Annotated in this window: 13 protein-coding genes; 8 read left to right on the forward strand and 5 right to left on the reverse strand. The window is 63.7% G+C overall.

The annotated features are described in order from the left end of the window. Positions 1–113: 113 nt before the first annotated feature. The 3 genes from F4U95_RS11510 to F4U95_RS11520 all read left to right on the forward strand — a co-directional run bounded on the left by F4U95_RS11510 (position 114) and on the right by F4U95_RS11520 (position 2,773). Positions 114–1,559 (forward strand): sigma-54-dependent transcriptional regulator, encoded by a 1,446-nt coding sequence (locus tag F4U95_RS11510; protein ID WP_120250702.1) that lies wholly within the window; start codon positions 114–116, stop codon positions 1,557–1,559. A gap of 93 nt (positions 1,560–1,652) precedes the next feature. Further along, complete coding sequence (locus F4U95_RS11515) at positions 1,653–2,288, forward strand: hypothetical protein (RefSeq protein ID WP_150425769.1); 636 nt, start codon at positions 1,653–1,655, stop codon at positions 2,286–2,288. 41 nt (positions 2,289–2,329) lie between these two features. Next, complete coding sequence (locus F4U95_RS11520) at positions 2,330–2,773, forward strand: GNAT family N-acetyltransferase (RefSeq protein ID WP_246171571.1); 444 nt, start codon at positions 2,330–2,332, stop codon at positions 2,771–2,773. A gap of 334 nt (positions 2,774–3,107) precedes the next feature. On the opposite strand, the gene folP is transcribed toward F4U95_RS11520, so the two are convergent. After that, a complete protein-coding gene (gene folP, locus F4U95_RS11525) occupies positions 3,108–4,238 on the reverse strand; it encodes a dihydropteroate synthase (protein WP_150425771.1) in 1,131 nt (376 codons plus the stop codon). A 127-nt stretch (positions 4,239–4,365) separates the two neighbouring features. After that, positions 4,366–5,493: a site-specific DNA-methyltransferase gene (locus tag F4U95_RS11530; protein WP_150425772.1), complete on the reverse strand. Its 1,128-nt coding sequence runs from the start codon at positions 5,491–5,493 to the stop codon at positions 4,366–4,368. A gap of 289 nt (positions 5,494–5,782) precedes the next feature. Here F4U95_RS11530 and F4U95_RS11535 point away from each other — a divergent pair, with 289 nt between their 5' ends. Both F4U95_RS11535 and F4U95_RS11540 read left to right on the forward strand, forming a co-directional pair. Beyond that, positions 5,783–6,121: an ArsR/SmtB family transcription factor gene (locus tag F4U95_RS11535; protein WP_150425773.1), complete on the forward strand. Its 339-nt coding sequence runs from the start codon at positions 5,783–5,785 to the stop codon at positions 6,119–6,121. Between the two features lie 103 nt (positions 6,122–6,224). Further along, on the forward strand, positions 6,225–7,379 hold the full coding sequence (locus F4U95_RS11540) for a hypothetical protein (protein WP_150443125.1): 1,155 nt from the start codon (positions 6,225–6,227) through the stop codon (positions 7,377–7,379). A 13-nt stretch (positions 7,380–7,392) separates the two neighbouring features. Here F4U95_RS11540 and F4U95_RS11545 read toward each other — a convergent pair whose 3' ends face one another. Then, entirely contained in the window at positions 7,393–7,863 is a 471-nt protein-coding gene (locus F4U95_RS11545; RefSeq protein WP_150425775.1) for a hypothetical protein, read from the reverse strand. A gap of 122 nt (positions 7,864–7,985) precedes the next feature. On the opposite strand from F4U95_RS11545, the gene betI reads away from it, so the two are divergent. The 3 genes from betI (at position 7,986) to ahpF (ending at position 11,192) form a co-directional block, all read left to right on the forward strand. After that, a complete protein-coding gene (gene betI, locus F4U95_RS11550; protein WP_120250707.1) occupies positions 7,986–8,639 on the forward strand; it encodes a transcriptional regulator BetI in 654 nt (217 codons plus the stop codon). A 141-nt stretch (positions 8,640–8,780) separates the two neighbouring features. Beyond that, positions 8,781–9,344, forward strand: coding sequence for an alkyl hydroperoxide reductase subunit C (ahpC, locus tag F4U95_RS11555; RefSeq protein ID WP_150425776.1), 564 nt, complete (start codon positions 8,781–8,783; stop codon positions 9,342–9,344). A 267-nt stretch (positions 9,345–9,611) separates the two neighbouring features. Continuing rightward, the gene (gene ahpF, locus F4U95_RS11560) at positions 9,612–11,192 is read left to right on the forward strand and encodes an alkyl hydroperoxide reductase subunit F (protein ID WP_150425777.1); all 1,581 of its coding nucleotides are present in this window, start codon (positions 9,612–9,614) and stop codon (positions 11,190–11,192) included. An 85-nt stretch (positions 11,193–11,277) separates the two neighbouring features. Here ahpF and F4U95_RS11565 read toward each other — a convergent pair whose 3' ends face one another. Both F4U95_RS11565 and F4U95_RS11570 read right to left on the reverse strand, forming a co-directional pair. Further along, entirely contained in the window at positions 11,278–12,585 is a 1,308-nt protein-coding gene (locus F4U95_RS11565) for an MFS transporter (RefSeq protein ID WP_150425778.1), read from the reverse strand. Positions 12,586–12,911: 326 nt separating this feature from the next. Continuing rightward, positions 12,912–13,541 carry a L,D-transpeptidase family protein gene (locus F4U95_RS11570; RefSeq protein WP_150425820.1) on the reverse strand — a complete coding sequence of 210 codons (630 nt, stop codon included), beginning with the start codon at positions 13,539–13,541 and terminating at the stop codon, positions 12,912–12,914. Between the last annotated feature and the right edge of the window lie 155 nt (positions 13,542–13,696).

The following is a 13,696-nucleotide window of genomic DNA, read 5'->3' on the forward strand; positions in this document are numbered from 1 at the left end:
TCGTCTGGGGGCCATGGCCTCAACCCGGCAGCCCCAAGAAAATTCCACGCGGTTAAGTCCGCTTTTACTCCCTGTGCTTACCATCGTGCCCAGCTTTGCACATGAGGGGTTTGATGACGCGCGACGGCGTACCGATGCTGATGCTGATCGACGACGAACCGGCCCAACGGCGGCTGGTTTCGGCGCTGGGCGCGCGCGCAGGATGGCGCACCATCTTTGCCGCGGACGGCGAAACCGCCATCGCCACGCTGGGCACGCAGGACGGGATGCAGCTGGATGCGATCATCCTGGACCAGTGGAGCCCGGACTATGAACCGTCCGGCCTGATCCGCGAGATTCGCGCCCGCCGCCCGGCATTGCCCATCCTGATCCTGACCGCGCATAACAGCGTCGCCGTCGCCGTGGAGGCGATGCGCGCGGGCGCGACCGATTATCTGTCCAAGCCGATCGCGCCCGAACGGCTGCTCGCCGCCTTGAACGCGACGCTGGCCGAGGGTGCGGCGGCAGGCGAATTGCGGCCGCTGACCGAAAAGATCACCGCTCCCCTTTCCTTCGAGGATGTGGTCGGTTCTGCCCCGCAATTTCGCGCGGCGCTCGCCATCGCGGCCAAGGCGGCGCGCGCTCGCGTGCCCGTACTGATCGAGGGCGAAAGCGGCGTCGGCAAGGATGTGATCGCCCGCGCCATTCACGCCGCTTCGCCCCGCCACAAACAGGCGATGGTCACGGTCAATTGCGGCGCCATTCCCGCGAACCTGGTCGAATCGGAACTGTTCGGCCATGAGCGCGGCGCCTTTACCGGCGCGTTCGACCGCCATGTCGGCCGGTTCGCCAGCGCGGACATGGGCACCATCTTTCTGGACGAAGTCAGCGAAATGCCGCTGGACGCGCAGGTCAAGCTGCTGCGCGTGTTGCAGGATGGCGAAGTCCAGCCGATCGGCGCCCGCCGCCCGTCCCATGTCGACGTCCGCGTCATCGCCGCGACCAACAAGCGGCTGATCGAAGAGGTCGAGGCCGGCCGTTTCCGCGAAGATCTCTATTATCGCCTCAATGTCGTCCAGTTGACCGTCCCGCCCCTGCGCGAGCGGATGGGCGACATCCCGGCTCTCTCGCGCCATCTGCTCGCCCGCATCGCCACTCAGCCGGGGTTGCGCGGCCTGGGCGTCACTGACGATGCGCTGGCGCTGTTGATGCAGCATGGCTGGCCGGGCAATGTCCGCCAGTTGCAGAACGCCCTCTTCCGCGCCGCCGTATTGTGCGAGGGCGACGCGCTGACGCCGCAGGATTTCCCGCAGATCGCCGCCCATATCCAGGCCGGCAGCGCCAGCATAGTGCCGATGCGCCCGCGCGCCGCCGGTCAGCCGCATCGCGACGGCGCGGGCATCACCCTGTTCGAAGGGGACGGCCATGTCCGCCAGCTGGCGGAGATAGAGGCCGACGTCATTCGGCTGGCCATCGGCCATTATCGCGGCCGCATGACGGAGGTCGCCCGGCGGCTGGGCATCGGTCGCTCCACCCTCTATCGCAAGCTGGCGGAACTGGGCATCGATAGTGCAGCCTGAACGGGCAGCCTGAACGGATGGAGATAACGGATCGACGCCGCCGGCCTGCTTGCGGCGTTGAATTATCCGCGCGGCTATGCTTTGGATCGGCCCATGAAAAATCCAGCCCTCGCCGCCCTGATCCCCCTCGTGCTGCTCGCCGGTTGCGGCCGGACCGAAAAGGTCGCCGACATGCCGAGCCAGGAGGAACTGGCCAACGCCGCCAATGCCGCCGCTGCCAATGCGATCGCCAATGCGCAGGCGGACGAGGTCGAGAACCGCAATTATGTGAACCAGACGCGCGGCTTTTCGGTGACCTTCCCCGAAGGCTGGACCATCGACAAGGACGCCAGCAACGCGGACGGCGCTGTCTATCAGGATCCGGGTGCCGGCGCGGACGTTCGCGTCTTCTGGCAGAAGAATGACAATGACCAGACGCTCCAGCAGATCGTCGAAGCGGTCAGCAGCGGCGCCGAAGGGGTCGATGGCGATTTCATCGGCGAGAATGAATATCGCGGCACCGCCAATGATGGCGAAGGCAATAATGTGGCGCTGCGCCTGCTCAAGCAGGCCGACGGGTCGATCGTGACCGCCACTTTCGTCTATCCCGAAATGCTGAGCGAGCAATATCAGGGCATTGCCGAACAGGCGCTGGCCAGCCTGCGCGCCTTCGCGCCCAAGGCTGAAGCGGCGGCATCGGCGCCCGCCGCCAATGCCGCCGCACCGGCCGCGAAGAAGCCCGCCAACTGACCCTGACGATCCGCCGCTTCACCCCCGCCGACCAGCCGGGGGTGCTGGACCTGATCCTGACGATCCAGCGCGACGAATATGGCATCGCCATCACCGCGCAGGATCAGCCGGACCTGAGCAACATTCCGGCTTTCTATCAGAACGGCACCGGCGACTTCTGGGTCGCGCAGGACAATGGCGCGCTGGTCGGCACGATCGCGCTCAAGGATATCGGATCGGGTCAAGCGGCGCTGCGCAAGATGTTCGTCGCCGCCAGCCATCGCGGGCGGACCGTCGGGGTGGCACAGGCTTTGCTCGACCGGCTGAAGGCGGACGCGCGGGACCGGAGCGTCCGTCAGCTATGGCTGGGCACGACCGACCGCTTCCTGGCGGCGCACCGATTTTACGAGAAAAATGGTTTTGGCTTGGTGGCGGCGGAAAACCTGCCGGCTCAATTTCCCCGGATGGCGGTGGATAGCCGCTTCTATGGATTGTCGCTGGGCTGATCAGCGACGGCCGAAATAGGAAATGCGCCGCTTAACTTCCCACATTTCCCACTGATTTCGACATATCGTAACAAGAGTTGGACATTTTGTTACGTGGACGAGGTGCGGCGATAGAGCGAGACGGACTATAGCAGTCCGGGCCGGCGTAGGACAGCTTTGGGTGGAAATGAGACATAAGCCCCTCCCCTTCAGGGGAGGGGTTGGGGTGGGGAGCGTCGCTTTAGCGGCGCTTTACCTCGATAGATTGGAAGCTCGCTTCGCTCGCACCCACCCCAACCCCTCCCTTGAAAGGGAGGGGCTATTATGTCCGCTTCTGCTCGAAATCAGCCAATCCTCAAACCGCGCTCAGGCCCGCATCGGCTAGACCGCGCCACAGGTGCAGCGCCTGCACGCTTTCCTTCACGTCATGCACGCGCACCATCTGCGCCCCGAGCTGCGCCGCGCGGAAGGCGAGCGCGACCGATCCGCCCAGCCGATCCGCTGCGGGCGCCTCGTTCGACAGCGCGCCGATCAATCGCTTGCGGCTGCCCGCGAACAGCAACGGCACGCCCAACGCCTGAAAAGTCGCCAGCCCGTTCACCAGCGCCAGATTGTCCGCCAGGCTCTTGCCGAAACCCAGACCCGGATCGACCATGATGTTGGCCCGCGCGATACCGGCGGCCTCGCAAGCCGCGATCCGCGCCTCCAGATGGTCGAACACATCGGCGACCACATCGCCATAGCCCGCCCCATTCTCATGCGGATCGTCACCCGCGGACGGGGCGTGCATCAGGATGACCGGGCACCCAGCCTTCGCCACCACCTCCAGGCTGCGCGGGTCGTGCGCCAAAGCACTGACATCGTTGATGATCCTTGCGCCGGCGGCCAGTGCTGCCTCCATCACCGCGGCCTTGCGCGTGTCGACCGACACCGAGACGCCGGCCGCCGCCAGCCGCTCGATCACCGGGGCGATGCGGGCGATCTCGTCGCCTTCCCACACCTTCGCCGCCTTGGGCCGGGTCGATTCCCCGCCCACGTCGATCAGCGCCGCGCCGGCCGCCGCCATAGCAAAGCCGACATCGGCCGCCGCCTGCGGATCGCCCACATGCTTGCCGCCGTCGGAGAAGCTGTCGGGCGTGACGTTCAGGATCGCCATCACCTGCGGCGCGTCGAAGCGGATCGTGCGATCGCCCAGCACCAAGGGCGCGCGCTGCGCCGAGATATTCGTCGCCAGTTGCTGCGCCCGCTGCGCCAGCGGTTCGGGCAGCGTGGCGACGGTCGCCTCAAATTCCGCCACCGGCACCGTTGTCCGCGCGATCCGCCGCGCGCCATCGAAGGCGCTCAGTTCATAGCCCTGGAACCAGATCAGCCCATTGCCCATCCGCGCCGTGCTGCCATCGGGCTGGCCGATGGGGGTCGGCACGAACCATATGGGCTTGAGGTACAGGCGTGCGTCAGAGGGGATGATGGGCAACAAGGCGGACATGACAAGACCCCGTTCGTGCTGAGTAGGGGCTGAGCGACGTCGAAGCCCCATATCGAAGCATCGCCCTACCCTTCGATATGCCCCTTCGACAAGCTCAGGGACTACTCAGGGCGAACGGTGTTTAAGATCAAGGCTCGTTCGCCAGCAAATAGGTCTGGCGCAGCGTGTCGATCGCGGCCAGCTTGCCGTCCACCTCGACATGCCAGAAGGTCCAGCCGTTGCAACTGGGCGCGCCCTGCAACGTGGCGCCCATCTTGTGGATCGAGCCGCTGTCGGTACCGACGCTGAGCGATCCGTCCGCGCGAACCTCCGCCTGCCAGCGGCGCTTGGCGTCCATCAGGACCGTGCCGGGGTTCAGATAGCCCGTCTCGACCAGTGTGCCGAACGCGACCTTGGGCTGCTGGCGCGCGGTCTGCATGATGGTGAGCGCGCTTTCGTCCAGCGGCAGCGCGGCTTCAATGCGTTCCAGCGCGACTTCGATATAATCGGGTTCGCGTTCGATGCCGATCCATTTGCGGCCCAGACGCTTGGCGACCGCGCCGGTGGTGCCGGTGCCGAAGAAGGGATCGAGCACCACGTCGCCCGGCTTGGTGGTGGCCAGCATCACGCGATAGAGCAGCGCTTCGGGCTTTTGCGTCGGATGCGCCTTCGTCCCGTTGCGCTTCAAGCGCTCCTGCCCGCCGCAAATCGGCAATACCCAGTCGGAGCGCATCTGCAACTCGTCATTGAGTGTCTTCATCGCCTTGTAATTGAACGTATATTTGGCGTCTTCACCCTGGCTCGCCCAGATCAGCGTCTCATGCGCATTGGTGAAGCGCGTGCCCTTGAAATTGGGCATGGGGTTGGATTTGCGCCAGATGATGTCGTTCAGGATCCAGAAGCCTTCGTCCTGGAGCGCGGTGCCGACGCGGAAGATATTGTGATAGCTGCCGATCACCCACATGGAGCCATTGGGTTTCAGGATACGGCGCGCCTCGCGCAGCCAGGCCTTGGTGAAGCGGTCGTAGCTGCCCAGCGTGTCGAACTTGTCCCAGTCATTGTCGACTGCGTCGACCCGGCCGCCTTCGGGCCGGAACAGGTCGCCGCCCAGCTGGAGATTATAGGGCGGATCGGCAAAGATCATGTCGATGCAATTGTCGGGCAGCTTGGCCATTTCCGAGATGCAATCGCCACGCAGCAGGCGGTCGGCTTCGACCTCTACGGACGCAACCGCCTTCTTCCGCCGCGGCGCTGCGACGCGCTCCATTACACCCATAGTCTTGGCCCCCATATCGTCTTGAGGCCCAGCACTGAGTCCTCGGGAGTCCGCCGTCAAGATCAGCGGCTTAGGCGCCGGGCTTCAGAAAATAGTTAACAACCATGAGAACGAAGCAGGCACCCACAAGATATTGAGTCGTGCGACTCGACGCAGACTCTACATGAGGCGGTGTTGCGTAAAAGACTCTCCGCCGCCGCCCGCCTGACTTTTTTTGGTTAACGCCGAAAATAGGCGAGTCGTCGCGTAAAACTGGACATATTCATAACCATATGATTATGAATTAACGATGACATATGAATCACGAAACGCCGATCGCGACGCCGCCACCGATGCCCTGTTCAAGGCGCTGTCGGACGGCACCCGCCGTGCCCTGCTGGAGACGCTCGTGCGGGAGGGCGAGCAGAATGTTCAGGCGCTGACCCAGGTGTCGGGCGTATCGCAGCCGATGGTGTCCCGCCACCTTGCCAAGCTCAAACGTGCCGGCCTCGTGACCGCGCGCCGCGCCGGCCGCGAAACCTGGTATGCCGCGCGAGTGAAGGGACTTGGCCCCGTGATCCAGTGGATGGCCATCCACGGTGCACTCTGGTCGCAGCGCTTTTCGGCGCTTGAGGGGTTGGGCGGGTGATGGATGTACCTCCATCCGCTCCACGACGAATAGATATTCCGTTCGGGTTGAGGCTTGATTTTGAAGGTTGACAACAAGACGCAGGTTTAGTCCATTTTTCTGCATGTTGGGATTATGGCTGCTAATTCTGGGACAGGCCGCTACGCCTCATGGCAAAGCGCCAAACGATATCGTGGTTATCGGCCATCGCGCAGAGCAGGAATTGGCGGCGTGCCTTGCACGAAGCTGCCCGCCTGCTCAGGATGTCGAGGCTTCGCTTGATGCTTCGGTCGAGGCATTTGCCGATGGTCGCTACGGTGATGCCCAACGCACATTGCGTAATTCCATTCGACGCAATCGTAACCATGCAGCAGACATGCCCGGCCCGGTATCCAGCCTTTACGCCACGCTCGCTACGGTTGCCGAACATTTCGGCGACAATGAACTTTGGCTATCCTCATCGCGCAACAATGTGTCGGTGCTGCGAGAACATTTGGGCGAAACGCATGAGGCAACACTGGTACAGGAACTGACATTCGCCGACTCCATGGTGGGCCTGGGCATGACGGTGTCTGCCGCCGCCTTGTACCAGAAGGCCCAGCAGAAGGCGGCCCAAAGCGGCAATAGACGATTGGCAGCGGGTGCGGCGTTTCGGCGGGCATGGCTGGCTCAGCTTTCCAGACATGACCGCGAGGCGGCGCAGATGGCTGACGAAGCCGTCCGATTGGCCGGTGACGATAATAAAGCCATGTTGGATATGCGGGATATATTGCGTGCCCGCATTGCCATCCGCCACGGCGACGATGGCGCCGTGGATGCTCTGGCGGCACGATTGCAACGGTCCGCGACAGCTTCGCCCAAACTGCTCTTTGCCCCTCCGGTTGACGATATGAATATGGGCTTTCTGCGTATCGGGACCGGTTCATCACTCGACTACGGCATTCATTTTGCCGACGTCGGATATTGGATCCGACCCGATGGGCGGACCACAGGCGCGGAAGTGCTGCGTACATCCGGCTTGGGCCAATGGTCACGTAGCATACTCCGGCAAGTGGGTCAGCGGCGATATGTTCCTCTTGATCTCGGCTCCAACCATCCGGGCATTTACCGGATCGATCGTTTCACCATCCGGGGCAAATTGGGTTTCGCAGCCGGCTCACGCATTAGGCAGAGGATAGGCAACCTCACAGTCCATGTGATTGATCTGACGGAAACCGATGAAATGACGGCTGCCCATCACGCCTCGACACAAGAGACCATCGCGACATCTGCCAATTAAAAGCTTGCACTTTTTACCGACAATAGCCCTCCTGCCCTTTCACCACGATCAGGCAGTCATTCTTGCCGGCCAGATATTTGAATCCCGTCTCGTCGCCATTGCCCGGCCGGATCGCCAGATCCTTGCCATCGCGCACGAAGCGGATCGTCGTGCCTTCGGCGATGCCCGCATAATCGCCCTGCCGGTCCAGATTATCCTTGTTGGTCAGCGCATAATGGCCGGGCTTTCCGTCGGGCGACGGCTGGATGTCCAGGAACAATCCTTCTGGCCCGGTCCATTTGCCGACCCAGTCGTCGGTCGGCAGACGCGCGTCGGCGCTCTGGGCGTTGGTCTGATTATCGATCGGGGCCGCGTCGCTCTCGTCGAACGTCTCCACCGACGCGACATTGGCGGCGTTGTTGGCCACCGCTTCATTGTCGGCGCTCTTGGCGCAACCGGCCAGCAGCACGGGCAGCAGCAAAAGCGGGGAAAGGGCGCGCATCATCCGTCAGTCTCCTTCATCTTTCGATCACAACCACCAGACGTCCCGATATGATCCCCGGGACATAGGAGGATCTCTTGCCAGCCGCCGCGTCCGCGCGCAAAGACGCAAGTGGGGGAATGACAATGACCGACAGATTTGGAGAGCGCGCAGGCGGAGCCCGCGTCGAAGGGGCCAAGCCCAGAGCGCGTTTCGTGCGCGAAGCGGCCGACGTGCGGCGGCAGGCGCTGATCGAGGCGACGGCCCGCTGCCTTGCCGAAAAGGGCGTCGGCGGCACATCCGTGCGCGCCATCTGCGCGCGGGCAGGTGTGTCGTCAGGCCTGCTGACTCATTATTTCGAAGGCGTCGATGCGCTGATCCTGGCCACCTATGCCGATGTGGGAACCCGCGTGTCCGCCGCGCTGGACGCCGCGATCGAGGCAGCGGGTGACGATCCGCACGACCGGCTGCGCGCCTGCCTTCAGGCCAATTTCCGCGAACCGATCCTGGACCCGGACCTGCTCGCCACCTGGATCGCCTTCTGGAGCCTGGTGAAGTCCGACCCGGCGATCGCCGCCGTCCATGCCGACGTCTATGGCGGCACCCGCGCGCAGCTGGAAGCGCTGTTGCAGGCCGCCGCCCCTGCCCTGTCCGCGTCACAGACCCGGATCGCCGCAATCAGTCTGAGCGCGCTGGTGGACGGGCTGTGGCTGGAGCTTTGCCTCGATCGCTCCACCTTCTCCCCCGAAGAGGCGCAGGCCATGGTGGAAGATGCCATGGGCAAATTATTGCAGATTTAAGGCGAAACGGTCGATCAGTGAGGCCGGCTCTGATCGCTTTTCTCACTTAGCACATCCGAGAAAAGCAATTTCCCCCGAATCGCCTGCGTCCCTACATGGGTGTTCGCAAACGCAATATTCTTCATCAGGAAAAGGAAGCCCATGGCTCTCATCAACACCCCCCTGAAGCCCTTCTCGGCCACCGCCTATAAGGAAGGCAAGTTCGTCGACATCACCGACGCAGACGTGAAGGGCAAGTGGGCCGTCTTCTTCTTCTACCCGGCCGACTTCACCTTCGTGTGCCCGACCGAGCTGGAAGACCTGGCCGACATCTACCCCACCCTGCAGGGCCTGGGCGTGGAAGTCTATTCGGTGTCGACCGACACGCATTTCAGCCACAAGGCCTGGCACGACACGTCGCCGGCGATCGGCAAGATCAACTATTTCATGGTCGGTGACCAGAACCACGCACTGGCCAACCAGTTCGACGTTCTGCGCGAAGGCGTCGGCCTGGCCGACCGTGGCACCTTCGTGCTCGATCCCGAAGGCGTGATCCAGCTCGTTGAAATCACCCCCGAGGGCGTGGGTCGCAACGCGGCCGAACTGCTCCGCAAGGTGAAGGCGCTCCAGTATTGGACCAGCCATCCGGGCGAAGTCTGCCCTGCCAAGTGGGAAGAAGGCGAAGCCACCCTGGCCCCGTCGCTCGACCTGGTCGGCAAGATCTAAATAAAGACCTGTGAAGGCCCCTGCCGGACCGGGTTGAGAATACTCCCTGGCCCGGCAGGGTTTTTATATCGAAATTCCTCGCTATCTTCGAACGAAACGCCGGGCCTTCGGGTCGCACCGTCCGGCGAGCGGATCGTTGCGCGCACTGGAGCAGCCAAGCCGGTTGCATCGGCTCGGCTGCTCCAGGTTTATAGTTTGCCGCGTTTTCCAAGCCAGCAGGCGACTACGCCTGCCTTGAAAACGCTCTAATCCATGGAGACGCACAAGATGTTGGACGCAAATCTCAAGGGTCAATTGAAGGCCTATATGGCGAACATCACGCAGCCCATCGAGCTGGTGGCGTCGCTGGATGATGGCGCGAAGTCGCGCGAAATGGGCGAACTGCTGAACGAAATCGCCGAACTGTCGGACAAGGTGTCGGTCGTGACGGGCGCTGACAAGCGCAAGCCCAGCTTCATGATCCGCCGCGTGGGCACCGATATCGGCGTGACCTTCGCAGGCCTGCCGATGGGGCATGAATTCACCTCGCTGGTGCTGGCGCTCCTCCAGGTCGGCGGTCATCCGTCGAAGGCCGCGCAGGATCTGATCCAGCAGGTCAAGGATCTGGACGGCGACTTCGCATTCGAAACCTATTTCTCGCTATCGTGCCAGAACTGCCCGGACGTGGTGCAGGCGCTCAACCTGATGAGCGTCCTCAATCCCCGGATCAGCCATGTCGCCATCGACGGTGGGCTGTTCAAGGAGGAAGTCGACGCGCGCAAGGTGATGGCGGTACCGACCATCTTCCTGAACGGCGAACCCTTCGGGCAGGGCCGCATGGAGCTGGAGCAGATCGTCGCCAAGATCGACAGCGGCGCGGAAGCCAAGGCCGCCGAGAAGATCAGGACGCAGGATCCGTTCGAAGTGCTGGTGATCGGCGGCGGCCCTGCCGGCGCGGCATCGGCCATCTATGCGGCACGCAAGGGCATCCGCACCGGTGTCGCGGCCGAACGCTTCGGCGGTCAGGTGCTCGACACGATGGATATCGAGAATTTCATCTCGGTATCGCGCACCGAAGGGCCCAAGCTCGCGTCCGCGCTGGAAGCGCACGTCAAAGATTATGACGTCGAGATCATGAACCTGCAAAAGGCGGCGAAGCTGATCCCGAGCAAGATCGAGGGCGGCTATCATGAGGTCGTGCTGGAAAATGGCGCGTCGCTGAAAGGCCGTACCCTCATCCTGTCCACCGGCGCCCGCTGGCGGCAGATGGGCGTGCCGGGCGAAGAGGAGTATCGCAACAAGGGCGTCGCCTATTGCCCCCATTGCGACGGTCCGCTGTTCAAGGGCAAGCGCGTGGCGGTGATCGGCGGAGGCAATAGCGGCGTCGAGGCGGCCATCGATCTGGCCGGTATCGTCGCGCATGTGACGCTGGTCGAATATGACAGCCAGCTGCGCGCCGACGCGGTGTTGCAGCGGAAACTGGCCAGCCTGCCGAACGTGAAGATCATCACATCGGCGCTGACCACCAAGGTGGACGGCAATGGCGAACGGGTGACGGGCCTGTCCTACAAGGACCGCAACCATGGCACGGAACATGATGTCGAACTGGAAGGCATTTTCGTCCAGATCGGCCTGGTCCCCAACACCGAATGGCTGAAGGACGCGATCGCTTTGTCGCCGCGCGGCGAGATCGAGATCGACGCGCGTGGCGAAACCAGCCAGCCCGGCATCTTCGCCGCGGGCGACTGCACGACCGTGCCCTACAAGCAGATCGTGATCGCGATGGGCGCAGGATCGACGGCGGCCTTGTCGGCCTTCGATTACCTCATCCGCCTGCCGGCCAGCGAAGACGCGGCGCAGGCGGCGTAACCGGCACTATGGTCTGTTCCCCGGCGAAGGCCGGGGTCCAGTTCCACGCTTTGATCTGGACCCCGGCTTTCGCCGGATAACCGTTCTAAAAAGGCCGACCCGCCACCGGGTCGGCCTTTTTGCTTTTGCGCGGCGCGGTTTCGGGCAGCATCACCAGCACCGGCAGAACGCACAGCGCCACGATCGCGATCATGGCGCCCGGTGCGGGTGCCCAACCGCTCGCCTCCAACAGATGATGCGCCAGCCATGGCGTCAGTCCACCGAACAGCGCCGTCGCGCTGGTCGCGCCGAATGCCAGACCGCTGAGCCGCCCCTCCCCCGGAAATTGCTCGGCCGTGGCGACCGCACCCACAGCGCTGACCGCGCCGCCAAGGCAGGCCAGCACCACCGCCCCCGCCAGCGCCAGGCCAAAGCCCCCGCGCATCAGCAGGAAGAGCAGCATCGGCAGCACCACGCCCGCAATCGCCAACCCGACCAGCACCGGCCGGCGCCCGATCCGGTCGGTCAGCAGTCCCGTCAGCGGCGTCACCAGGATGACGGCCAGCGCCGCCAGCGTGGACAGCCACAGGGCATCGGCTTCCCCGGTCGTGCCCATGGCGGACAGGAAGCTGGGCACATAGGTGATGCCGACATAATAGCTGATCGACCCCAGCGCCGAAATGGCAAAACCCCGGCCGATGGCAGCGCGATGGTGGCGCAGGCTATGGCGAAGCGGCGATCGGGGCGTGGTCGCCTGCGCCTGTTGCCGCAGGAAATCGGGGGACTCCTCCATGGTCGATCGAGCCAGAAGGATGATCCCGGCCAGCGCCGCGCCGACCAGGAATGGAATGCGCCATCCCCATGCCGCCAGCGCGCCTTCGTCCAGCGACGCCACCGTGAGCGCCGACACGCCCGCCGCCAGCAGCGCGCCCACTTCGCTCGCCGCCGACGCCAGCGATGTGACCAGGCCGCGCCGCTCCGCCCGCGCGCCCTCCAGCAGATAAGCGACCACGCCGGTATATTCCCCGCCCACGGAGAAGGCCATCAGGCAGCGAAGCCCGATCATCATCCATCCCGCCGCCGGACCGACCTGCGCATGGGTCGGCAACATCGCCGTCGCCAGCATGGCCGCGGTCATCATCCCCATCGACAGGATCATGGTCGGCCGCCGTCCATAACGATCGCCGATATGGCCAAAGACGATCGCGCCGACCGGCCGCATCAGATAGGCGACGGCAAACCCCGCCAACGCATCCCCCAGCCCGACCGCACCGCCACCGAAAAACACCCGCGACAATACGGTCGCGAAATAGAGATAGAGGGTGAAATCATACCATTCCACGATGGTGAAAAGCGCAGCGACGGCCAGCGAGCGAGTGGGCAGCGGCTGGGTGGGCGTGGAATGGGCCTGCATCGATACTCCTTGGACGCCCCTTCCTGCGCCGATGTTGGTCGCGTTGAAAGGGGTGCTGCGACGAGCCGGGGAATTGGTATCGTGATATGAAGCAATGACGGAGATGGGTGGGGAGCGGACGTTTCTTACCCCTCTCCCTTGAGGGAGAGGGCTGCGCAGACTTGGCAGCTTGCTGCCTAGTCGTAGCTGGGTGAGGGGGAGCAACCTTACGGTAATATGCCAATGTTGCGCTAAGCCCCCTCATCCAACTTCGCCTAGGCTCCTTCGTCGCCAAGGCTTCATATCCTTCTCCCTCCAAGGGAGAAGGAACCTCCCAAATTGCCCGACTATCGCCGCATCATCCCGAAAATGCCGGGATCGATCTCCAGCATCGGCACCTCGCCCTGCCCCGCATCGACCGGCACTGGCAGCACAGCACCCCCACGCCCCCGCGCCTGCCCGAACGTCACCACCGTGCTGCCCGGATCGCTCAGCACCAGCGCGTCGAGTTTCAGCGCCGCGCTCAGCCGCGCCTGCGTCACCTCCACCAACGTCCCCATCTTCGTCAGCGCGAACAGGTCGCGCGCAAAGGCATAAGGCAGGCGGATACAACCATGGCTGGCGGGATATCCCGGATTATGGCCTGCATGCAGCGCAATCCCGTCCCAGGTCAGCCGCTGCATATAGGGCATGGGCGCATTGCTGTAGAGGTTGGAGCGGTGCCATTGCCGCTTTTGCAGGATCGGATAGTCGCCGGTCGGCGTCCGGTGCCCCTTCATGCCCGTGGACACGCTGGCCATGCCGATCAGCCGGTCGCCGCTATAGACATGGATCATCTGCTTTTCGATGCTGATGACCATATAGATCGGCCCGTCGCGCGATGCGTCCCACGGGCCAGTTTCCAGCCAGCGATAGCCGCCCGGCGCCATCACCGCTTCGCCCGCAGCCTGCACAGGATCGGCCGATCCGCCCGCCATCAGCGACAGGCCCAACACGGACGCAAAAGCAAAAGGGCGCAGGCGGGGCGACAAGAAACGCATAATGGTTTCTTAACCATGATCGCCGCCAGCGCCAGCCCGGCTTTGCCCGGCCGGTCGGGCGGTCCCATCGTGGGACAGGGTCAGCCACGGCG

The sequence above is a fragment of the Sphingobium limneticum genome (assembly GCF_008710165.1).
GTDB classification, from domain to species: Bacteria; Pseudomonadota; Alphaproteobacteria; order Sphingomonadales; family Sphingomonadaceae; genus Sphingobium; species Sphingobium limneticum.

Coding starts and splice junctions, on each gene's coding strand:
- F4U95_RS11545 (WP_150425775.1), bottom strand. CDS start 7,863: ATGATGCGCGCCCTTTCCCCGCTTTTGCTGCTGCCCGTGCTGCTGGCC.
- F4U95_RS11510 (WP_120250702.1), top strand. CDS start 114: ATGACGCGCGACGGCGTACCGATGCTGATGCTGATCGACGACGAACCG.
- F4U95_RS11565 (WP_150425778.1), bottom strand. CDS start 12,585: ATGCAGGCCCATTCCACGCCCACCCAGCCGCTGCCCACTCGCTCGCTG.
- ahpF (WP_150425777.1), top strand. CDS start 9,612: ATGTTGGACGCAAATCTCAAGGGTCAATTGAAGGCCTATATGGCGAAC.
- ahpC (WP_150425776.1), top strand. CDS start 8,781: ATGGCTCTCATCAACACCCCCCTGAAGCCCTTCTCGGCCACCGCCTAT.
- F4U95_RS11530 (WP_150425772.1), bottom strand. CDS start 5,493: ATGGGTGTAATGGAGCGCGTCGCAGCGCCGCGGCGGAAGAAGGCGGTT.
- F4U95_RS11515 (WP_150425769.1), top strand. CDS start 1,653: ATGAAAAATCCAGCCCTCGCCGCCCTGATCCCCCTCGTGCTGCTCGCC.
- betI (WP_120250707.1), top strand. CDS start 7,986: ATGACCGACAGATTTGGAGAGCGCGCAGGCGGAGCCCGCGTCGAAGGG.
- F4U95_RS11570 (WP_150425820.1), bottom strand. CDS start 13,541: ATGGCGGGCGGATCGGCCGATCCTGTGCAGGCTGCGGGCGAAGCGGTG.
- F4U95_RS11535 (WP_150425773.1), top strand. CDS start 5,783: ATGACATATGAATCACGAAACGCCGATCGCGACGCCGCCACCGATGCC.
- F4U95_RS11540 (WP_150443125.1), top strand. CDS start 6,225: ATGTTGGGATTATGGCTGCTAATTCTGGGACAGGCCGCTACGCCTCAT.
- folP (WP_150425771.1), bottom strand. CDS start 4,238: ATGTCCGCCTTGTTGCCCATCATCCCCTCTGACGCACGCCTGTACCTC.